We start from the raw sequence: 20,989 nt of genomic DNA on the forward strand, positions 1-20,989 counted from the left end.
GCTCTTTATAGACCGTTAGAATACAAAACTGGATTTTCCTCTCATCGGGGCAGCACATTCCCACTTTCGAGAATCCTCCAGACCTTTCCCGTTTTTGCAACCCAGAGGGACACCGTCCAGCCAACTTTGCACTTTGAACTGATTTCCTCAGAAACGACAACCGGCCCGACGCGTTTTCCTGATTCCAGGTAGTCTTCAAGCCAGAGCTTTCCAGGCTCGATTTTTACGATATCGAAATATGCATCAAGGTCACTGGTATACCGGGTTTCAACCGGATGTCGCTCTACATAATCACAGATCAGGTCAGTAACTTCTCCAACTAACGGGAGGTCTGTTTTGAGTTCTTTTACGTTTTCAGCCGCTTCTTCATATTCTTTATCAGGCATGTAACCTTTTTCATGCAGCCATTTGACCAGTTTATACATGACCCTGCCTGTTGTTTCCATAAGGGTCCTGCTGCCTGCAACCTTTCTGACCATGAAATCGGCCAGAAAATCAGAGATTTCCGAAGAGCGAAGGTGTTCAGGGCCAAAAATGTCCCAGAACTGCTTGTCTTCGGAAGCTTCAAGTTTTTCATATCTTTCAGTCTCAGCCCTATTCAAGTGCTGATGCCCGAAGTTATTGAGATATGTCCTGAAAAAGGAAATTGCCTCTTCATATCCAGAATAGGTTTTAGAGCTCAGGCGGGCTTCCTGTTCAGCCAGGAATTCCCTCAGAATTTCATGAATTGACCTACTGACTGTTGTTTTCATTTTATCGACCTTACCTCCCGTTCTTTGATATTCTTTTTCTTTTAAAAATCCCGGAGATATTCAATAATTCCAGAAAGTGTCGAGCATTTCAATAAGGGCAGCGGGACGAAACTCCCTCTACATATACTATCTGCCAGAAGTCCCCGACTTTTACTATTCCGAAATTAAGGTACCAGCCTGTCTTTGCTAGCGAACTCACCTCTTCCGAAACCTTAACAGGCCCGATTTCGATGTAAGGGTCCAGATAATCCTCTACCCATACCTTTCCGGGTTCGACTCTCCTGATCTCAAAATCTCCCTCTTTCAACTCTGGACTCTCCTCAGCCGGATGTGCGTCCACATAATCGCAGAGTAAACGGCCAAATTTCTGAACCTGAGAAGCAGTCTTTTTCCCCTTTTTTCTTATATTCCCTACAACCTCAGCAAGTTCACTATAATGCTCTGGATCAAGGTAGTCTTTTTCATAAGCCCAGGGCAGAAATTTACGGAAAAAACGCCGCGAAGTTTCAACGAAAGCCGCGCTCCCTCCAAAATCATTAATTAGATAATCCTCAAGGAAATATTCAATATCTGAAGGCACAATATACGCAAGGTCAAAAATCTGGCAGTATTCTTTATGCTCGTTCTTATGCTTCTCTTCATAGAGCGCCTGATCCTCTTCATAAAGGTCATCAGAAGCACAAACATCGAGATATTCCTCAAAAAGAGAGATTAAATTTTCATAGTCCCGATGTGTCCTGGGACTCAGCTCTCTTTTTTGCTCTTTTAAAAATTCCCGAAAAGCTTCATCTATCGTCTTCATGGTGGTTCTAGAAGAGAATTGTTTTTCCAATTTTTCAAGATTTTGCCCTGCTTTTGAGAGTTTCCGGCCGACTCCCCTTTCAAGGATAAATAACTTCGGAATGTTTGATAAATAAACGAAATAAATGGAATCAGCAGAATTTCCGGTATTTACAAAATAAGCAAAAAAGGAAAAGGAATACCTGAAAACAGGCTTTTCAGGCCTCTATTTCAGAAAAAATTTCTTCAACACATTGTTTACTGTCTCGTCAATCCTCAAAGATTTAACGATTCTGAATAATTGCGATTGATTTTTACGACATTTTGCTAGTTACGCGGCATCAGTACCTTTTCTTATATTTCCTGAGAACTTCGCTGTTTACTTCGAAAGCCTTCTCGTCAATGTAACCTTTTTCCTGAGCCCATTCAAAGAATTTTTCAATGACTTTCGCGGCTGTACCTATAAACTTCTTTCCTCCTCCTACCTCAACTACATAATCATCGAGGAATTCTTTAATTCCTGATGGGGTGAGATGCTCAGGGCCGAAAATGTCGCAGTAACTCCTGTTTTCGTTTTCTTGCCGGGCATTATAAAGTTCTCTGTCTTCTTCAGAAAAAGAATCTTCTGCACTGAATTCAAGGAATTCCTTGTAAAGAAGGATCACATCTTCAAGGTCCAGGAAGGTATCAGGTTTCAAGTTGCCTTCCTGTTCATTCAAGAACATCCGAAAAGCTTCGTTTATCGTTGTCATAATATCCTGCAGCAGTACTTGTAAATTATCCTTGTTGCTGCAAAAGATTTTATATTTTTCTCAAGGCCTTCTGCACAGGATTGGAAAACTGATTTTCAATAGCCAGCGTCTCTAGAAGGTGCCCAGGAAGTATTAAACTCGTACATCCACATAAATGCAAAACAAAAAGTAAGACTGAAGAAAAAAAAGAAAGGAAAGATCGAGGGGAAAAAAGGAAAAAAGAGGGGAAAAGGAAAGATCGAGAAGAAAAAGGAAAAAAAGGGAAAAAGAGGGGAAAAAGGAAAAAAAGGGGAAAAATATTTACATAGATTCAGGCGCTGCAATTCCAAGCGTGTCAAGCGAGTTTGCAAGCACAATCCTTGCGCAGTTCACAAGAGCCAGTCTTGAAGCCCTGACTTTTTCGTCCTCGGCAGCAATTACAGGGACAAAGCGGTAGAACTGGTTAAAAGCATCTGCCAGTTCGCGGGCGTAGATTGCAAGCACATGAGGCTTGAGTTCGCGGGCTGCAAGGTCGATTATGCTGTCAAATGACGCCATCTTCTTGATAAGATCGATTTCAGTATCTTCAACAAGCAGAGAAGAATCGATTTCTGCCGAGGGGTCCCAGGCTGCTTCTTCTTTTGCTTTCTCGAGAATACTGCAGGCGCGGGCGTGAGAATACTGGATATAAGGAGCACCCTGCTTCTCAAAGTCCAGTGCCTCTTTCCAGTTGAAAACTGTGGACTTTTCCGGTGAGACTCTTACTATATCGTATCTTACCGCGCCAATTCCGACCATTTCCGCAACCTGTTTCTTGAACTCTTCAGAGGTTTCAGGACGGCGGGTTTCGACCTGCTCAAGGGCAGCTTCCGTAACCCTGTCAAATAGATCATCTGCACTTATGAACTGCCCACGGCGGGTGCTCATTGAACCTTCAGGGAGGGAGACAAACTCGAAGATAACGACCTCAGGTTCCTTGATCCCTATTGAGTTCAGCGTTGCCCTTAGCTGGCCTGAAATCAGCTTGTGGTCAGCTCCGAAAACATCGATTATGCGGTCTGCCTGGCCGGCTTTCCATTCATGGTAAGCAAGATCTCTGGTTGTGTAAAGAGAAGTGCCGTTTGAACGCTGGATAACAAGGGTTTTTTTAAACCCGTAGTCCGAAAGGTCTACTACGAGGGCACCTTTGTCTGTTTTTGTCCTGCCGGTTGCTTTGATCCGCTCGACAATATCATGTACTGCGCCGGATTTAAGGAAAGTTGATTCACTGACAAATTTATCATGGACGACATTTAAACGAAGCAAAGTCTCCTTGATCCCGGAAACCGCCAGAGAAACTGCCTTGTAAAAACTGTCGATTGTCTTGACATCCCCTGCTTCTACCTTTTCCATAAGAGCGTCGATTTCCTTTACATACTCTGGGTTTTTATCCAGCTCGACATTGGCTTTGATATACACATCAGCAATGGCAGAGTCGGATTTTCTGGAAAGGTCAAGCTCAAAGCGTTCGCACGCCCAGGAAACTACTGCAATCTGGCGGCCCATATCGTTGACATAATACTGTACTTCCACATCATATCCTGCTCGCCTGAGAATGCGGACAAGAGTGTCTCCGATAATGGAGTTTCGGATGTGGCCTACATGCAGGGGACCATTCGGGTTTGCTGAGGTGTGCTCAAGTAAAATTTTATCCTTTGGAGCTCCACAGCCAAATTTCTCCTTCTCTTTAAGGACTGTGGTAACCGTCGTGTCCAGATAGCGCCTGCTAGCATGGAAGTTAATGTAAGGGCCAGCAGCACTTACGTCTCCTATGTACGAACCATCCGGAATTTCAACTGCAGAAACAATACGGGCTGCTAATTCTTTCGGGTTTTGCCTGTACAGACTTGCCAGTCTGAAAGCGGCCCTGCTTGCGAGGTCAGCGTAAGATGAGGTTTCGAAATAAAGTTCGGAATCTTCAATTTCAAGTCCGGCCTTTTGGATAGCGTCTTTTAAGATTGATGTAGCCTGAGCTTTTAGTTCCAGGAACAAGATAAATCACCTGTAAAAACTACGAAAACAATGTGATAGCCTTGAGTTTATTAAGTTTAATTTACTAAGTTTAATTTACTAAGTTTAATTTACTAAGTTTAATTTACTGAGTTTAACTTACTGAGTTTAACTTACTGAGTTTAACTTACTGAGTTTAATTTACTGAGTTTAATTTACTGAGTTTAATTTTGGTTCACTAATCCCACTTTACTAAATTTTATTCGCTAAACTTAATTTAACAGTTTTAATTCACTAAATTTGATTTACGGATTTTAATTCAATAGCTTTAATTTACTAATTTTGATCCAGTGATCTAAGGACGGTTTAATTAAAAAAGTATTGGGTAAAAATTATTGGACGAAAAATATTGATGGGAAGTATTTGATAGGAGTCAGAGTGAAATCAGACTCCAGTACTGTACCTGAGAATTGCAGCAATGCCTCCAAAAGCATTCATAAGTTGCGAGCCTTCGTCAAAGTCTGTAGACACGAAAATAACTTTTGCATTGCTTTTGTCAGCAAGGGCTGAGAGCTCGTCAACGATGTCGGTAACATCCGTAACTTCAAGGGAAGCTCCACAGTTCGGGCAGTTACCGGCTGTAGGTGCAGATTCTCCGGGTTTCCAGCGCCTTGTCCACTTATTTTCATATCCGCAAACACTGCACTTCGTGGTTACCCTTTCAGCCCGCAGATCTTCGGAAAGCAGGAGCACTTCTACAGAATTGATTTCAAGGTTTGCCCGTACCTGAGTTTCCCCATAGGCTACTTTGCCTGAGTCGGAAATAAGTTCTTTGAAGAAGGCCCTGACAGCGTTCTTCTGTCCCATGAGCTCAAGGTCCTGGAGCTTATCTGCGGCAGCATTCACAAGTTCCGAGAGCCCTGATTCGTCAGTGTAAGCCGTATCAAAGAGCCCAAGGATCTTTCTCATAAGCTCGTGGTGCAGAAACTCCCCGGCGTAGAACTCTTCCTTTGTAGGAGAAGGACCTCCTATCAGGATACCTTTGAGATCTTTAGGCTCAACTGCAAGGAAAATATCATCTGCGGCGTCTCCTATCCTCTTATAGAAATCATGGATAGCAATTAACCTGAGCTGCTGGAAACGATGAGAACTCTGACCACCTTTCCTCTGTTTTCCCGGAACTGTTGAGGTAAGATTGCGGAAAGCCTGAATCCTTTTTCCGACAAGAAGCCCTACTGTAGCTTCTCTTCGGTCAAGCACCAAAAGCCCAAAGGTGCCTTTATCCTTGAGCATTTCCTCTAAGGGTTCAAGAAAGAAAGAGGAGTCACAATGATATTTATAAACAGTAATGGGTTCCGGAGGGATAATTACTTCGCTCTCCATGTTCGTCTTGTTAGCCCCGATATCCACGGCTCCTGTGAAATAAACGATCCCATTTTCAGGAACCTTGTTAAGATATCTGAGCCTCGAAAGAAGAGATTCAATGGCTCCCTGTACATTAGTCCTGGTAAGTTTGGACTTGATATTTGCCGCCTGTCCGTGTTCGTCTTTCAACTGGTTCGTAACATCAAAAATCTGCTTGTCAGCAGGGATATAAAGAGAAATTAATTCAGTGCTTCTTCCTTTTTTGTCCCTCAGGCTTTCAAGCTTCTTTTTAAATTCGTACTTTTCGTGTGCAGATTGTTCAGCCATTTTAAATGTTCCCCGTAAAGATAATAGCAAAATTTTGGTATTTCTGGCAGGTTTGAGGTTGAATCCTTTATTGAATTTGAGATTGTCTTTTCGATCTGGATTGATAAATTTGAGGCAGATTAATCTAGACTATTAAATAAATTTGAGCTATGGAATTAACTTCAACTGCTGAGTTAACTTGAGCTATTGAGCGCGTCGAAGTTTTCAATGAATTGGTTAGCCTTTTTGAAACTATCGAATTTGAAAACACATTTAAGAATTTTAGTTTTATTAAGAATTTTAAGTTTATTACAAATTTTAATTTTATTAAGAATTTTAATTTCATTCCAAATATGCCATCTTAGTAATTTTTATTCCCCAGTTTGTCTTTCGTTTAGCTTTTCGGTTAGTTTAACAAGGGTGACGGAGGATTTGATAATGACAAATTACACAGCGAGCCCCATCTCACCGAAAGCTGAATGTAAAAACCGCTCTGAACACAAGAAACTAAGAGTAAGAGTACGCTGCCAGAAGAACCGACACTTCGAATCCGGGAAAGACACTCTGAAATTCCGGAAAAAGACGGCTCCTTTGCTACGTAAACTTTTCCTATTTCGTGCTCTGTTGATATCACTAGATGTGAGACATAATTTTACTCAAACTGTATATATAACTATAAAACTGGATAAATCCATGTTGGAGTTATACCCCTAAATGAAACATGAGTTTATATTTGTTTCTATCCCCAAACGTATTTTATATATCTATTAATATATAAAAATCATTCTGTGTCTCCACATTGGATGCTACTGGTACTAAATTAAAAACTTGAATTTAGTCAGGGCAGGAAACTCTTTTGACAGGAGATTTTTTCCCATCCTTTGATAACAAGACTACCCTGCTGATTTCAGATTCATCTGCGATTTCATATCCAAGATGTTTTGCAAGTTCCTGTGAGAACTCGAGGACCTCTTCATGAGTAGGCATTGCAGAGCGGTCAAGCCTGAGTCTTGAGAAGCCCAGATGCATATATGCTTTTATCTCCACAAAGTCAGGAGAGGCTTTTTCCATTAGCCTGGCATAGGCCTCAGGCTTGAACAGGTTTTTACCTTTCACAAGGGTTGTTCGGATGACTGTCCTTGATTTTTTCTGCTTCATCAGGGACAGAGATTCATTGATCTTTTCCCATAGAGCAGGTGACCTGGGTTGGCAGACTTTCAGGTAAGTCTCAATATCTGGGGCGTCAAGACTCATATAGAGCTGGGAAGGGGAAACCTTTGCAAGCATCTCGGGGACTGTGCCGTTTGTGACAAGAAAAGTCGTAAAACCTCTTTTTTCGTACTCCTCGATAAGTTCAGGGAGATAAGGGTAAAAGGTTGGTTCTCCAGACAGGGAAATTGCAACATTATTCGGCTCATTGCCCTCAAGCCAGCGTTCCTTCAGTGCATTAGGAGAACCACCAAAGCCGGTAATTAACTTACGCTGGCAGGCAATACTTTCTTCCACTATCTTCTCAGGTGAATCCCATTCCTCGGGCGCAGGAACAGGAACCTCAGTCGGACGCCAGCAAAAAAGACAGCGCTGGTTGCACATAAGTGTTGGAGTCATCTGAAGGCAGCGATGAGACTGAACTCCATAGAATTTCGATTTATAGCAAAAGCCCTGGTCATTCATAGCGTGCCTTAGCCAGAGACAGGTCTTAACAGCTGAGTGGCGGCCTGCCAGAGCATAGCCCTGTTTTTTCAGGAGAGTTTTAAAATCAGGGATGTCAAAAGGAAGCAAAGCAGTATCTTTCCCCCTGTTTTTTTCCTGAACGTCGGGGAAATCTTCCCCGGTATTTTCTTTTTTTTCTTCCAGCGGCATTTTCCGCATATTAAATCTTTGTGGTATATATAAGGATCGGAAAATAATTTTGGAGAGGGCTTCAGCGATCAAGTTAAAATCGAATAAACCTCACGGCAGTGCACCAAAATTCTGTAAAAATAGAAGCTAAGACGAGAAAATGCATAGTTTTTGTAGTAAAAATATGCGTCAATAAAAAAGATAACTCTGTTCAATCTCTGACATATCACTCTACATACTTCATTTTATGTAAAAGCTTCAATACATTCAATATTACCAGAGCCACGCCATGTCATGATATATGCCCCGCTCTCATCTAGGTATAGAAACGTATTTGCATAACACGTTATTCCATTATATTCGATGTCTGACCCAACCCAGCACCCGCTATTCAGAAATAATTTCTTCCCTGTTTCTGTCTTTAGCTCATAAGAGCTTGCAAAATGAGTATGACCGAAAACAACAACATCTGCATCTATAGTTTCCCTGTTTTTCTGGTAATACTTATCTTTAATGACTTGTTCTACAGTCTTATCCCTAGGTTTCGTGGAGTTGTAAATTATTCCTTGAGTATTGGCAACAATACCAGGAATCGAACTCAATGCAAAAAAACCAATAATCATAGCCCAACTCAGATTATCAAAAAAATCAGGTTGTGGAAATTCTCTCATTAAAAAGTATTTATCACAAATTAACAAGCCTAAAAATATAGCAAAATTTTCTTTCCAGTATTTTTTAGTAAATTTGACATTGAAAAGATCTTGGAACCAATTAATGGGATTCCAGATTCTATTGACATGCTTTAAAATAGCTTGATTTTTATCAAATTGATGACCATGGAGAAAAAAATATGATTTGTTTCCAATTTTAATACCGTGTGCTTTACCAGATTTCTTATCTTTTTTAGGATAATGCCTATTGTAAATAACAATTTTTTTTCCATTATTTAAAACATCAAAATCACCCTTTCCTTCAAGTTCGCCCAAAGAATCGTCATGGTTGCCAACTACATATATTTTGTCGCAATTAATATTGGTAAGTAAATAAAAAGGCTTCATAACATCTTTTACAATGTTATTTCTGTCACTATTCTTTGGATTCCACAAATCCAAGATATCCCCTAAGAGAATTATTTTGTCAGGAGTTTTAATTGTTATTTTTTTATCCTTGCATTTTATAACCTCAGACTGTTTTTCCAAGCCATGCACCCACTCAAGGAAATCACAAAAATCTTTATGATTGCATTCCCCGTTGCCTAAATGTACATCTGAGATAACTATATAAGCTTGCTTCATTTGAGAATTCATTAGATTACTGAAATAAATAATAATCTCAAGACAATTGTTTGGGCATCCATTGTAATCTAATTAATGTTTTGAGACACTGAGTTTATATAAATGGTACAATTAACTGAATCTAATGGCCGAAAAAATAAAAAAATACTTAAAAATTGCTTTTTATACTTTTCTGACCTTTTCTCTACTCACTTTTATATTCGGTTTCTTGATATTTTCAAACCCATTATTCATGAATTTATTTGCGAATTCATTGATTAAATTTAATGACATAGATTCTGGCACAGTAAATTTTCAAGCCTATTCGAAAGAAGAATTTGCATCTGAATTTTTTAATATTTCACTAACCCCAGAAGACGATTTTATAAAGCTTTTTGAAAGCCACTATGGGACAGAAAACAAAAAAGAAAGAATATTCATGATCACTTATGATATCCAGGATCCTAACGATAAGTCCAGGTATACGATTTATGGAATCAATAAGTACATGAATCTGGTCTATAAAAACACTCGGCAACTAGACTTATCAGATCCAAAACACAAGCGGATTAAACTCCACAGATCTAAAGGTGAACGACATACAGGAGAATGGGGCTTCAAATGAATTTTAAAAAGATCACTTTTTACCTGTGGATAATTATTATTCTCGGAGGTATGGCTACATACTTATTATTTCCAGAAAAATTAAGCTTTTCATTCCTGGAAGAAATCGCTGCAAATTATCCTGTTGAAACTCCTATAATTTATTACCTTCTCCTTTCATTTCAAAGAGTGGTATTTATGCCCTCACCACTTATACTTGTAGGGGCACTCATATTCAATCCAATTAAACTATTTGTAGTAAACATGGCTGGTGTAATGACCTCTGCTACAATAGTATATTATTTCTCCAGATACCTTGAATGCGACGTTTATCTTGAAACAAAGTACAGTAAATATACCCATAAAATAAAATCCAAATTCGTGGATAAAGAACTCCCTTTGATTGTTGGATGGAGTTTTTTTCCTATGGTTCCCACAAATTTGATCGTCTACATTGTGTCCAGCCTAAGAATCAATGTATTCAAGTGTCTCCTTGGAGTTTTCATAGGAGAATCTATAATTAATGCTTTTTATATAATTACAGCCACGATGCTCATAAAAGGCAGTTTATCATAAGTAATTTCAGTACCTCAATAATGATTCTTGGCAACAAATACCTTGATATTATACTTGAATCAGTCCTTAAAGTTACTTATAAGCCTCAATAAGAGGCTTAACTGCCCTCTGATCCCCAATTTCAATAAGAATTAAGGCTGTTTCAGCTCTAATTTTCTTGTCTTCCGTTTTCAAATTTTCTATAAGGGGACCAACAGCCAGTTCCCCCTGATCTATGAGAGCTTCTCTTGCGATAGCCCCAAATTCTTCATCTCCCAGTTTTCCTACAAGCATTCCTACTGTTTCCTGGTCTCTTGTTTTGCTGAGCGCTAGAAAAGCTGCATTTCTAATATTTGCATCCATAGTTTTGTCAGCAAACGTCTGTTTGAGCGTTTCTACAGCTTTTGGATCTTTTATATTCCCCAGGGCTGAAGCTGCCGCTGTTCTGACTTCAAGCTCTTCTTCTTTATCGGTAATTATGCCGATTAAAATTTCACTAGAGTTAGTGTTCCCTATTTCTCCAAGGGCAAGGATGGCGCTTTTTCGGACATCAGGGTTTGCGTTTAAGGAAGTACTTTTTTGCCCTTCTGTACTCTTTCCGGTTTTCAGGATTTCTATTAGGGGTTCTACTGCGGTCTCGTTTCCTATTTCTCCGAGTGCAAGAGCCGCACTACTTCTTACTTTGATTCTCTGGTCTCTCAGCCTATCTATAATATAGGGTACTGAATTTTTGTCTCCTATCCTCGCAAGCGCAATTGCGGAGCTGCCTTTAACATATTCGTTATCGCCATCTTTCATTTCTTTTCTTAGAACTTCTACTGCACTTTCATCCCCGATCTTTCCAAGTGCAATTGCTGCACTGGCTTGTACTGGCGGATAATCTTTCGTTAGAATTTCAATTATGGGATCTACTGCAGCTTCTTCTCTCATTTCTCCAAGAGCCATCATAGCTGCAACTCTCGTGCTTCCTTTATTGCTTTTAAGAGCTTTAAGAAGTTTTTCGGTTTCGCTTCCTGGTTCTTCAGGTCCAAAGTCTGAAAGCGCAAAAGGAACATAGATACTTGAATTCTGTATTTCTGATTTAAGAGCCCTCTCAAAAGCATTTGTTTCTCCCCTGTCCCCCGCCCTGGCCGAGTCCATAGCAATGGAATCTGCAATGTACTTTCTTGTGGCTGTATCTTTTGCTTCTATGGCCTGCAGGGTGTCTTCTGAGGTCCCTTGTTTCCATTCTTCAGCTTTGCTCTCGTTTGTGGCATTATTCGAAGCCCCAATTTTCTCAAAGTTTTCGGAAAGGATATTTTCTGCCCTTTCATCTCCGGTTTCAAGAAGTGCGAGAAGCATGTAACTGTTTATTTCTTCCGAACTCGAATTATTTGACGCTATTTTGTCAACAAGATTATTTGCCGCAGGCCTACCAATCTCCCCAAGTTCAGCTGCAGCATTCAGTCTCGCTTCATGATTGTCGGCTTCCAGCCTATTTGTGAGATTTATGATTGAATTATTTAAACTCCCAGTTCCGGTTTGTGTGTATGTTCCATTCCCACTGAATTCCATAAACCTATCACTATTTGCAAGAAGTGAAAAAAATATAGAAAGAGTGATAAGGGCAAATAAAAGAGAGACTCTCCATCTAACTCCGGACATTACACTATCTTTTTTTTTATTGTTTATATTACTTTCTCTCTTTATTTATACAGACAACACGGACTTATAAGGAGGACGTATAAAGAGAAAGGAGTTTTCATTTTTTCTGCTTCAGATTTTTCTCTCTTATTCTGCACCCAAGGCCGCAAAGGAGCGATGTAACATCAGCTTCGACAGAATTCGCATCACAATCCCCAAAAACCGTTATCCTGTAAGTAACTCCGAGCCTTTTTAATTCTTCTTTTTCTTTTTCAGTTTCTATCCGGTTAAATTCTTTATAATCTTCCCCTTTATAGATATCACTTATTTCGCAGGCTGCAAGCTGTTTGTTAGTATTTATAGCGTTAAGTATAACTGCAGGGTCAGCCCCGTCAGGGATAAGAACTGAAATATCCCTTGTGGAATGTTCAAGGTTTTCTTTTCTCCATTCCCACAATTCTGATTCCGAAAGCATGCGAAGATTTTCAAGCTTGAGTTTTACAAATTTGTTTTTTATATGGGGAGCGGTGCCTTTTGATACCAGCTTTGTAAGGACGATCTCATCCGGTCCTGCCTTTTCCAGGGTACCTACGTGGATTTTTCCGGAATAAAAATGGGAAAAGCCACAGACCTTTCCAATAGAGTTCAGGATTGTCTCGTATTCAGTTATTCTGGAATTAATCAGTTTGTCCGATTTACGCAGGGCATGAGCCGTATCGCCGTACTTACGAGCAGCAGATTTCATTTTTTTCACAAAACTTTCTTCGTCATGGGCTCGCACCATCTTCGAGAGCTCTTCACATTCCCTGATAAATGCGTCATGAACCTCCAGCACTCCGGGATTTTCCATCTGGATGAGGGCATACAGATAGGGGTTCTGGCCAAGAATCCTGCCTACAAAGTCCAGCATTATGGCGTAGACCGGGCTTACGAATTTTCTAGATTTTTTTATATCGAAATCTAACCGGTCAATTGTCGTTCCTATAGTAATATATGCAAAATGGGTAAGCCCCTGCACAACCGAAACAAGCCTATCATGCTCGGCTGCAGTAGTAATTTCAACATGCGCCCCTCCTTCCTCAAAAAGCTCTCTTATTACCGGAAACCACTTCTCCGAACGCCCCTTTACAGGGACGAGAATGACAGTTTGCCCTCTGATAGTAGGAATTGTTGGGCCAAACATTGGATGTGTGCCGAGAATCTCCACATCTGAAGGGGCGAATCTTTTCATAGCTTCCACAGGCTTTACTTTAATGGAAGTAAAGTCCATAAGGAGGCTTCCAGCCTTCATTTTTGGGGCAAATTCCGCAATAGTCTCTTCAGTTACATTGATAGGCACCGAGACTATTACTATGTCACTTCGCGGAATAGTTTCTTCAAGATTTAAGGCAAAAGGAACTTCTAATTTCTTTGCAATCTCGGTTTTCCCACCTTTTCCCCAGACTGTAACTTCGTAGCCTTTTTCTTTGAAAAAACGGGTAAACCATTGTCCCATCTCCCCAGTTCCGCCAAGGATCAGTACCTTCGTTTTTTCAGGGTTTTGATCTGTATTGACCTGACTCCCTGGTTTCAGATTAACACTCAAGCCTGCAAAGCCTCCAGAACCGTTTTTTTCATAAGTTCAACTGGAGGTTCGATTCCTGTCCAGAGTTTGAAAGCTTCAGCTCCCTGATAGACAAGCATTAAGACTCCACTCACAGTCTTTGCGCCTGAGGCTTTTGCTTCTCTTAAGAGCCTGGTTTCCAGAGGATTATAGACAATATCAAAAACAGTAAGGTCAGGGTGAAGATCTTCTGCTGTGGCAATTGTAGTTTCTGTGCTCGGGTGCATTCCAAGAGTCGTGGTGTTGATCAGAATATTGGCATCCTGCAACAGGTCTGTTAATCCGGAGAGCCCTCTTCCAGTTACGTTTCCAGAAAGGGTTGCAGTTGAGATATCTTTTGCAAGCTCGATTGCCCTTCCTTCGGTCCGGTTTACTATTATGATTTCAGCGCCATCGGCTGCAAGCTGAAAAGCAATGGATCTTGCTGCCCCCCCTGCTCCTGCAACTACGATTTTAGACCCCCCAATTTCCACTGCAGAATTCTGAAGTGCCTGTTTTGCTCCTAATCCATCCGTGTTGTACCCTTTTATTTCTCCGGTTTCCCCGAAAACGACAGTGTTTATAGCTCCTATTTTTTCGGCAAGTGGGTCCGGTTTTATGCAGTCAAGTTTCAAAGCTATCTCCTTTAAGGGCACTGTCAGATTGAGCCCTCCAAACCCCATAGCTTCAGCCCCAAGAATTGCTTTTTCCAGTTTTTCGGGTTTTACCCTGAAAGCGTGATAGATACAGTCCATCCCAAGGGCTGAAAAAGCTGCGTTATGCATTGCAGGAGAAAGGGAATGGGCTATAGGGTCTCCAAATACGCCAAAAACTCGCTTCATTCGAGCAGCTCCAATATCTTCTTTATTTCATCTACCTGAAATTGCCCGGGAGCTGCAGAAACTTCACTATCAACAGCCGCATATGTCAGGACCGAACCGTAGAAAGGAGCAATTACCCTTGTATGTTTTCCAAGCTTGCCCATAGCGATTGTACATACAGCGTTTCCTGCCTCCCTGGCATCCAGTGCAACTCTTAACAGGTCAAGTACGTCTCTTCTCGATTGCGGCATAACAGCAAGTTTCGCGATATCTGCCCCTGCCAGGAATGCTTCTTCCAGAATAGTTTTCATTTCCTGAAAAACCGGAGTCTTTGAAAAGTCATGGGAAGAAACGATTACGGTTTTTCCGCAGGCTTTTGCCGCTTTTATTACCTGGTCTCTTGCTTCTCTTCCGGCAGAGAGCTCGATGTCTACTGCATCTGGTCCATCTTTCAGGGAAATGCCGTCTTTTAGGGAAATGAGATTCGTAAAAAAGAGATTTGTAAGAAGTTCAATTCTGTCGTCTTCTCTTCCTTCCCATTTCCCTCCTTCCTTAATTGAGCGATTTGTGAGGATTACCGGAAGTCCGGTTTCGGATTTTACTTTTCGGATTGTTTCTACAGCTGTTTCAAGGTCCCTGATTCCAAGTAAATCCAGCCGGATTTCGAGAAGGTCGGCTCCCATTTTGGCGGCCTTTCTTGAAGTTTCAAGAGGTTTTTCAAGGATTACTGCGACAACGGCAGCTTTTTTTTCAAGGTCAAGCTGACCAATATGAATCATTGTTTGCTCCGGTTTTTGTTTTCCGCTGATGACCGTTTCTTTTTCCGTTTTTCGTTTTTCCGCTGATGGCCGTTTCTTTTTCCGTTTTTCCGCTGATAACCGTTTCTTTTTCTGGTTTTTGTTTCCTGCTGACAATCGTTTCTTTTCAGGATTTTTCCTTTTTAGGAGGTCATTTCTCTATAATTGTCTCTTCAATTTTTTTACCGAAGTGCCTGGCTCCCTCTTCCAGACGGACCAGAACCTCATCGCCTTTCTTGAGTTTGGCGACTGAAATCGGATTTCCGTCTTTTCCGACCAGCTTGATAGTTTCGGCATTTTGCAGGATTGCGCTCAGAATACGATTGCCTGCTTTTGCTTCAATAAGCATGAGAGGACGGCTTTCTATCTTAACTCTGCCCACAAAACCTTCTCTCTGTCTCCCTTTTGAATCGATTATGGTTACCGTATCTCCGGTTTGGAGCTCCGAGAGGTAGCGGGTTTTGTCTCCAATTTTTATATAAGAGTGAACCGCACCTGCATTTACCCTGAATGGGCGGGCTGCCACATATGGGCTGTCATCGGATTCGGAATTTACAAGGAACATTCCGCTTGCCTGAGAACCTATGAGCATTCCTTCCCCCTTTTGCATGAGATTGCATGTGTCCACACAGACTCTATCTCCCATTCCAAGAGGTTCGACCCGGGTTACAACCGCAGACTCAAGCTCAGCACTTTCGTTTTCCAGCTCCCTTGCAGCCTGGATGGTATCTTTTATTTCCTGGATGTTCCCACTGTCAAGAAGGACACCGTCTGCTCCGGTCTCAAGGGTCTGGAAGGCCAGCTTTGCTTCTTCAGCACTCTTTACCCCGAAAATTATTTTTACGTCATAACGCTGAAGCTCAGCTATCAGGTTTTCCAGAGGAATAACCTTCCAGTCCGTGCCTGTCACAATCAGGAAGTCGCATACCTTTCCGAGTTCGGCTGCAAATTGCTCGTAGCGTTTGTCTTTGATTATAACATATCCGCCAACAGCCACCCCTTTATCCCTGAGAAGGGTTGCTGCGTTTATGTCAAGAGAACCTTGAGTTTCAAGGGGTAAAGGTTTCGTCCCATCGCCTTCTCCTCTCTTCCCAACGACAATAATCTCAGCCCCGGATTTATTGTCACGGCCAAAGGTTGCTACTGGAATACTTCCGAGTTCCCTGGTTTTTCCGACATCTCCTGGGTTTACAAGTACGCAGTCAGCTCCTGATTCAAGGCCTGTCGTGATTCTTTCTTTCTGTTGTTCCCATCCGCCTTCATCGGCTTTTATCCACACGCTTTTCTTCTTCAAAGGCTTCAACCCCTGTATATTTTCTGTTTTTACTCAGGCCTTTTCCCTTTTTTAACTTCTGTTTCGGGTTCTGGTCTTGCTTTTCAATATCTAGCTCTCACTTTAGCTGTTCGAGTGCTTCTTCTACAGGCCTTCTATGATGTACTATTTCGCAAATAGCCCGGGTGAGTCTAACAGGGTCCTTATGCTGGAAAACATTCCTTCCAATTGCAGCACCTCTGGCTCCTGCTTCCATCGCCCCGTCAATCATCTCCAGAAGTTCCAGATCCGTTGAGGTTTTAGGTCCTCCTGCGATAACTACAGGTACAGGGCAGCCTCTTACAACGTCTCTGAAGCTATCAGGGTCTCCGGTGTATACCGTTTTTACAACATCAGCACCGAGCTCGGCCCCGATCCTTGCAGCGTGCGCTACATTTACAGGGTCATGAGGATTTGTGATCTTTTTACCTCTGGGGTACATCATAGTAAGGAGAGGCATACCCCATTCCGTACAGTCTCTTGAAATTTTTCCAAGCTGCTCGAGCTGGTCAGCTTCGGTTTCAGAGCCGACGTTGATGTGCATGGAAACAGCATCAGCTCCCATCTTAATGACTTCCTCTACTGTACAGACCTGCACTTTAGCATTGGGGTCCGGACTCAGGGAAGAAGAACCACTTATATGCACAATAAGGCCTATATCGTGGCCGTATCCCCTGTGCCCGTATTTTACCATTCCTTTCTGCATAAGGACGGCATTTGCTCCTCCTTCGGCAACTCTGTTCACTGTATCAGTGATATTGATAAGCCCGTCAATAGGCCCGTCTGAGATCCCATGGTCCATGGGAATAATGACCATGTTTCTGCTTTCCCGGTTCATCAGCCTTTCTATCCGTATCTTTTTACCGATTTCTGACATTATAATCTCCTTCGAGCGCAAAATGTTCTCAAATTATTGCTATATTTATTAAGAAACTCCGTGCTAGCATGTGACACGTTAGCACACTAAACCTATTTAAAGCTATTCCAACTAGCTATGAGACAAAGTATGCACTTTAATAGTAACGGATATTCTTGAACTTTTCTGTATAACAATGTACTATAATGACCACATCTGAGAGTCAATTCTTTGTTATGAGTAAATAGTATCATTGAAAATACATTCCAGGCCATAGAAACATAGATTGGAGAAACGTACCGAGCTCCAAGCCTTCTGACTACGAAAACAATTAGCATTTCTAAACTTTGGAAACATACAAGAATTAAAATAGGATAAGACCGGCTAATAGAGTAAACTCAGAGCGTCAGAAAATACAATCAGACTAAAACAGGAACTGAAGGAACTATGAAAGAGCTGAAAATTCTTGTTGTTAATAACTACGGACAATTTTGCCATCTCATTCACCGGGCTGTTCGAGACCTTGACATGGATACGAAAATAATTCCCAATACAACGCCAATTGAGGATATCCTGGCAGAAGAACCGGACGGACTGATCCTGAGTGGTGGGCCGGAAATGGATAGGGCAGGTTTATGTTTTGATTACGTCCGGGAAATCGATCTCCCTATTCTTGGAATCTGCCTCGGGCATCAGGCAATTGCCCTGGCATATGGAGGGCACGTTCATGCAGGGAAAAAAGGCGGGTATGCAGAGGTTGAGGTAGAAGTTCTCGAAGAAGATGATATTCTTCGTGGACTCGGACCCAGGACTACAGTTTGGGCTTCCCATGCAGATGAGGTTGCCATTCTGCCTGAGGGCTTTATCCATCTTGCCCGTTCTGATATATGTGAAATTGAAGCCATGCGCCACCCGACAAAACCTATTTACGGTGTCCAGTGGCATCCTGAGGTTTCCCATACCGAGAAGGGAGAAGAACTGCTTACTAATTTCCTTGAAATTTGTGAAAAATATTAAGATCGATGCTAATAATCGACATTAACAATCGATATTAACAACCGATATTAACAATCGATATTAACAATCGATATTAACAATCGATATTAACAATCGATATTAACAATCGATATTAACAATCGATGCTAATAATCGATATTAACAACCGATATTAACAACCGATATTAGTAATCGATATTAGCAATCGGTATTAACAATCGATATTAGCAATCGGTATTAACAATCGATATTAATCTCAAGAATGAAATGTCCTTTAAATTTAGAATTGTAAAAGAGAAATAAACGCAAATAAACACTATATAAAGATAAAAAAGTCTTCGGGATAAATTACATCCCGAGTCTTTTCTTCATCATTTTCTGAATATTGAATTTTCCACCCCTGAAGCCTTTTAGAGCTGTCTGCATGGTTTTGTGATATTTCAGAAGCTCCCTTACTTCTTCAGGGCTGCATCCCGAGCCTCTTGAAATCCTTTTGATCCGGGAACCGCCTATAAGCTTGGGGTCATTCATTTCCTCTTCAGTCATGGAATCCATGATTATCTTGTAATTCTTCATCTTGTCACTTGTAGCCTGGAACATCTCATCTGAGAGCTTAACGCCTCCCATTCCGCCCATTCCCAGTGGCAGCATGGACATAATCTGCTTGAGAGGGCCCATTTTGTTCATGGCTTCAAGCTGCTTGTACATATCCTTGAGGGTGAATCTCCCCTGCATCAGGGCTTCGACATTTACGTCTTCTTCGCTAAGGGTCTCTTCAGCTTTTTCCATCAGGCTTTTAAGGTCTCCCATGCCAAGAAGCCTTGAAATGAACCTGTCGGCTTCGAATTTTTCAAAATCCTCCGGCGTTTCCCCAACGCCGATAAAGGCAATAGGGGCTTTTGTTTCGGAAACGGCAGACAGGGCTCCGCCTCCTTTTGCAGTGCCGTCAAGTTTCGTTATGATAACGCCCGTAATCCCGACAGAATCATTAAATGCATGTGCCTGCTGGCTTGCCTGCTGTCCGATACCTGCATCCAGTACCATGAACTTCTGGTTTGGCTTGGCAACGGCGTTGATCTGTTCCATCTCTTCTATTAGATCGGCTTCAAGAGCATGCCGGCCTGCGGTATCCACAATTTTTACGTCGTATTTTTCCAGGGCTTTGAGCCCGTTTCTGGTAATTTCAACGGCATCGGGATTGTTTTCTTCTCCATAGAAAGCTACGTTGAGCTTCTCACAGAGAGTTTTAAGCTGGTGATATGCGCCAGGTCGGAAGGTATCTGCGGCGATAACCCCTGCTTTGAGTCCTTTTCTCTGGAAGTAGCGAGCAAGCTTTGCTGTACTGGTAGTTTTTCCGCTTCCCTGAAGCCCAACCATCATTATAATCTGCGGCTTGAGCTGAATCACAGCTCCTTTGCCGATAATTTCCATTAATTCCTGGTATACGATGCGGATTACGTGTTCCCTCGGGTTCATACCTGCAGGAGGGTCTTCTTTCATCGCACGCTCTTTGATTCTCTGGGACATTCCCATAACAAGTTTTACATTCACGTCGGCCTGGAGCAGAGCCCGCTGGATATCTTTTACTACTTCATTGACCGTACGCTCATCAATTCGCCCCGCGCCGATCAGCTTCTTGAGTGCCCCCTGTAAGGAGTCTCCAAGTTTTTCCATTACCATATGAAAGTCATCCTGCTGGTTTTTTTGAGGATAAATGAAAAGATACTCACACTTTTTTGACCTTGTGTAAGAAAGTAACCTTCCTTAATAAGCCTTGAGTTTAGTAGCTTAAAAAAGGGATAAGTAAATGGATTCTATATATGAATCGGTAACCGGCTATAAAAACATTGCCGGGTATGAAGATTTGAAAATGTGTTGTCTGAAAGATTCTTTAAAGCGTAAAACACCATAAAACCAAAAAACACCATAAAACCAAAAAACACCATAAAACCAAAAAACACCATAAAACCAAAAAACACCATAAAACCAAAAAACACCATAAAATCAAAAAACACCATAAAATCAAAAAACACCATAAAATCAAAAAACACCATCAAAAAATCTATAAATAAACTTACTATAGCGGGGGATGGATTCGAACCATCGGTCTACGGGTTATGAGCCCGTCGGGATCTCCTGGCTACCCCACCCCGCTACCGGGGAATTAAAATCTAAAAATGTGTCAAACCACAAATAAACTCAGAAAAGAGCTTTACTATAGCGGGGGATGGATTCGAACCATCGGTCTACGGGTTATGAGCCCGTCGGGATCTCCTGGCTACCCCACCCCGCTACAGGGTTTTATTTATCAGGCCACCTTGCCTGGGACAACTATCAGAACATACTAACGATCGTTTATATACTTTTCGCTTGGCCTTTTAATCTTCAGAGTTTTATCGTAGAATTTAGGCGTTTCTCTAAAGAAATTCCTCAGTTAACTGCAATTTGTCACATTTCATATTCTGCCCGTTATTTTCTCAGGCTTTTCCGGAAATATATTTGATACTTCAAACCCTAAATCATATTATGACAAGGTGCTTATTCTGCGGAGCTTATTGCGAAGTTAGTTGTGGAGTTTACTGCGAAGGCTATCCTGGAGGCCAGAAAGAGAGAGAAAAGGAAGAAGGTGCGGAAATTCTTGGATGTACACAAATCGGTACATCCTACATCTGCGAAAACTGCCTTAAAGACTTGAAACAGGCTCTTGAATCTCTTTAAAAAGATCAGCCGGAGAGAATATCCAGTACCGGATTAAAAGTTAAAAATGCCTTCTTCTTTACCGAATGGGAAAAATTTGGAAAAGGG

The 20,989-nt window shown here is 41.6% G+C and carries 18 protein-coding genes and 2 tRNA genes; 4 read left to right on the plus strand and 16 right to left on the minus strand.

The features are described from left to right. Positions 1-41 precede the first annotated feature (41 nt). The 7 genes from FXW07_RS00735 to FXW07_RS00765 all read right to left on the minus strand — a co-directional run bounded on the left by FXW07_RS00735 (position 42) and on the right by FXW07_RS00765 (position 9,060). Positions 42-752 (minus strand): hypothetical protein, encoded by a 711-nt coding sequence (locus tag FXW07_RS00735; protein WP_229393304.1) that lies wholly within the window; start codon positions 750-752, stop codon positions 42-44. 88 nt (positions 753-840) lie between these two features. Then, positions 841-1,554 (minus strand): hypothetical protein, encoded by a 714-nt coding sequence (locus tag FXW07_RS00740; protein WP_229393305.1) that lies wholly within the window; start codon positions 1,552-1,554, stop codon positions 841-843. Positions 1,555-1,873: 319 nt separating this feature from the next. Continuing rightward, on the minus strand, positions 1,874-2,284 hold the full coding sequence (locus FXW07_RS00745; protein ID WP_229393306.1) for a hypothetical protein: 411 nt from the start codon (positions 2,282-2,284) through the stop codon (positions 1,874-1,876). A 300-nt stretch (positions 2,285-2,584) separates the two neighbouring features. Next, positions 2,585-4,294 carry an arginine--tRNA ligase gene (gene argS / locus FXW07_RS00750; protein WP_229393307.1) on the minus strand — a complete coding sequence of 570 codons (1,710 nt, stop codon included), beginning with the start codon at positions 4,292-4,294 and terminating at the stop codon, positions 2,585-2,587. Between the two features lie 402 nt (positions 4,295-4,696). Further along, the gene (prf1, locus tag FXW07_RS00755; RefSeq protein ID WP_048123334.1) at positions 4,697-5,944 is read right to left on the minus strand and encodes a peptide chain release factor aRF-1; all 1,248 of its coding nucleotides are present in this window, start codon (positions 5,942-5,944) and stop codon (positions 4,697-4,699) included. A gap of 813 nt (positions 5,945-6,757) precedes the next feature. Continuing rightward, the gene (gene twy1, locus FXW07_RS00760; protein ID WP_229393309.1) at positions 6,758-7,786 is read right to left on the minus strand and encodes a 4-demethylwyosine synthase TYW1; all 1,029 of its coding nucleotides are present in this window, start codon (positions 7,784-7,786) and stop codon (positions 6,758-6,760) included. Positions 7,787-8,010: 224 nt separating this feature from the next. After that, positions 8,011-9,060 carry a metallophosphoesterase gene (locus tag FXW07_RS00765; RefSeq protein ID WP_229393310.1) on the minus strand — a complete coding sequence of 350 codons (1,050 nt, stop codon included), beginning with the start codon at positions 9,058-9,060 and terminating at the stop codon, positions 8,011-8,013. A gap of 124 nt (positions 9,061-9,184) precedes the next feature. Between FXW07_RS00765 and FXW07_RS00770 the strand changes: the two genes are divergently transcribed. Both FXW07_RS00770 and FXW07_RS00775 read left to right on the plus strand, forming a co-directional pair. After that, positions 9,185-9,664, plus strand: a complete 480-nt coding sequence (locus FXW07_RS00770; protein ID WP_048123327.1) for a hypothetical protein — start codon at positions 9,185-9,187, stop codon at positions 9,662-9,664. 50 nt (positions 9,665-9,714) lie between these two features. Further along, entirely contained in the window at positions 9,715-10,218 is a 504-nt protein-coding gene (locus FXW07_RS00775) for a VTT domain-containing protein (RefSeq protein WP_229393312.1), read from the plus strand. Positions 10,219-10,290: 72 nt separating this feature from the next. On the opposite strand, the gene FXW07_RS00780 is transcribed toward FXW07_RS00775, so the two are convergent. The 6 genes from FXW07_RS00780 to FXW07_RS00805 form a co-directional block, all read right to left on the minus strand. Continuing rightward, on the minus strand, positions 10,291-11,841 hold the full coding sequence (locus tag FXW07_RS00780; RefSeq protein WP_229393314.1) for a HEAT repeat domain-containing protein: 1,551 nt from the start codon (positions 11,839-11,841) through the stop codon (positions 10,291-10,293). A 97-nt stretch (positions 11,842-11,938) separates the two neighbouring features. Then, entirely contained in the window at positions 11,939-13,405 is a 1,467-nt protein-coding gene (locus FXW07_RS00785; RefSeq protein ID WP_229393316.1) for a prephenate dehydrogenase, read from the minus strand. Then, entirely contained in the window at positions 13,402-14,244 is an 843-nt protein-coding gene (locus FXW07_RS00790; protein WP_229393318.1) for a shikimate dehydrogenase, read from the minus strand. Before FXW07_RS00790 ends, FXW07_RS00785 begins: the two co-directional genes overlap by 4 nt. Continuing rightward, complete coding sequence (gene aroD / locus FXW07_RS00795) at positions 14,241-15,002, minus strand: type I 3-dehydroquinate dehydratase (protein ID WP_229393415.1); 762 nt, start codon at positions 15,000-15,002, stop codon at positions 14,241-14,243. Before aroD ends, FXW07_RS00790 begins: the two co-directional genes overlap by 4 nt. 169 nt (positions 15,003-15,171) lie before the next feature. Then, a complete protein-coding gene (locus FXW07_RS00800) occupies positions 15,172-16,314 on the minus strand; it encodes a 3-dehydroquinate synthase II (protein ID WP_048123317.1) in 1,143 nt (380 codons plus the stop codon). Between the two features lie 97 nt (positions 16,315-16,411). Next, complete coding sequence (locus tag FXW07_RS00805; protein WP_048123315.1) at positions 16,412-17,209, minus strand: 2-amino-3,7-dideoxy-D-threo-hept-6-ulosonate synthase; 798 nt, start codon at positions 17,207-17,209, stop codon at positions 16,412-16,414. Positions 17,210-17,635: 426 nt separating this feature from the next. Here FXW07_RS00805 and FXW07_RS00810 point away from each other — a divergent pair, with 426 nt between their 5' ends. After that, positions 17,636-18,205, plus strand: a complete 570-nt coding sequence (locus FXW07_RS00810) for a GMP synthase subunit A (protein ID WP_048158003.1) — start codon at positions 17,636-17,638, stop codon at positions 18,203-18,205. Positions 18,206-18,532: 327 nt separating this feature from the next. Here the strand turns inward: FXW07_RS00810 and FXW07_RS00815 are convergent, their stop codons facing one another. The 3 genes from FXW07_RS00815 to FXW07_RS00825 form a co-directional block, all read right to left on the minus strand. Continuing rightward, positions 18,533-19,864: a signal recognition particle protein Srp54 gene (locus FXW07_RS00815; RefSeq protein WP_048158002.1), complete on the minus strand. Its 1,332-nt coding sequence runs from the start codon at positions 19,862-19,864 to the stop codon at positions 18,533-18,535. Between the two features lie 400 nt (positions 19,865-20,264). Then, positions 20,265-20,339 (minus strand) — tRNA-Met (locus tag FXW07_RS00820). Positions 20,340-20,402: 63 nt separating this feature from the next. Next, positions 20,403-20,477: transfer RNA gene (locus FXW07_RS00825), tRNA-Met, on the minus strand. A 233-nt stretch (positions 20,478-20,710) separates the two neighbouring features. Between FXW07_RS00825 and FXW07_RS00830 the strand changes: the two genes are divergently transcribed. Beyond that, positions 20,711-20,902, plus strand: a complete 192-nt coding sequence (locus FXW07_RS00830) for a hypothetical protein (RefSeq protein ID WP_229393320.1) — start codon at positions 20,711-20,713, stop codon at positions 20,900-20,902. The last annotated feature ends 87 nt before the right edge of the window (positions 20,903-20,989 follow it).

The organism is Methanosarcina sp. DH1 (assembly GCF_020804205.1).
GTDB lineage: Archaea > Halobacteriota > Methanosarcinia > Methanosarcinales > Methanosarcinaceae > Methanosarcina > Methanosarcina vacuolata.

Bases quoted from the DNA above. Each gene is read 5' to 3' on its own strand.
- FXW07_RS00735 (WP_229393304.1), bottom strand. From the start codon at position 752: ATGAAAACAACAGTCAGTAGGTCAATTCATGAAATTCTGAGGGAATTC.
- FXW07_RS00740 (WP_229393305.1), bottom strand. From the start codon at position 1,554: ATGAAGACGATAGATGAAGCTTTTCGGGAATTTTTAAAAGAGCAAAAA.
- FXW07_RS00745 (WP_229393306.1), bottom strand. From the start codon at position 2,284: ATGACAACGATAAACGAAGCTTTTCGGATGTTCTTGAATGAACAGGAA.
- prf1 (WP_048123334.1), bottom strand. From the start codon at position 5,944: ATGGCTGAACAATCTGCACACGAAAAGTACGAATTTAAAAAGAAGCTT.
- twy1 (WP_229393309.1), bottom strand. From the start codon at position 7,786: ATGCCGCTGGAAGAAAAAAAAGAAAATACCGGGGAAGATTTCCCCGAC.
- FXW07_RS00765 (WP_229393310.1), bottom strand. From the start codon at position 9,060: ATGAAGCAAGCTTATATAGTTATCTCAGATGTACATTTAGGCAACGGG.
- FXW07_RS00770 (WP_048123327.1), top strand. From the start codon at position 9,185: ATGGCCGAAAAAATAAAAAAATACTTAAAAATTGCTTTTTATACTTTT.
- FXW07_RS00775 (WP_229393312.1), top strand. From the start codon at position 9,715: ATGGCTACATACTTATTATTTCCAGAAAAATTAAGCTTTTCATTCCTG.
- FXW07_RS00780 (WP_229393314.1), bottom strand. From the start codon at position 11,841: ATGTCCGGAGTTAGATGGAGAGTCTCTCTTTTATTTGCCCTTATCACT.
- FXW07_RS00790 (WP_229393318.1), bottom strand. From the start codon at position 14,244: ATGAAGCGAGTTTTTGGCGTATTTGGAGACCCTATAGCCCATTCCCTT.
- aroD (WP_229393415.1), bottom strand. From the start codon at position 15,002: ATGATTCATATTGGTCAGCTTGACCTTGAAAAAAAAGCTGCCGTTGTC.
- FXW07_RS00805 (WP_048123315.1), bottom strand. From the start codon at position 17,209: ATGTCAGAAATCGGTAAAAAGATACGGATAGAAAGGCTGATGAACCGG.
- FXW07_RS00810 (WP_048158003.1), top strand. From the start codon at position 17,636: ATGAAAGAGCTGAAAATTCTTGTTGTTAATAACTACGGACAATTTTGC.
- FXW07_RS00815 (WP_048158002.1), bottom strand. From the start codon at position 19,864: ATGGTAATGGAAAAACTTGGAGACTCCTTACAGGGGGCACTCAAGAAG.
- FXW07_RS00830 (WP_229393320.1), top strand. From the start codon at position 20,711: ATGACAAGGTGCTTATTCTGCGGAGCTTATTGCGAAGTTAGTTGTGGA.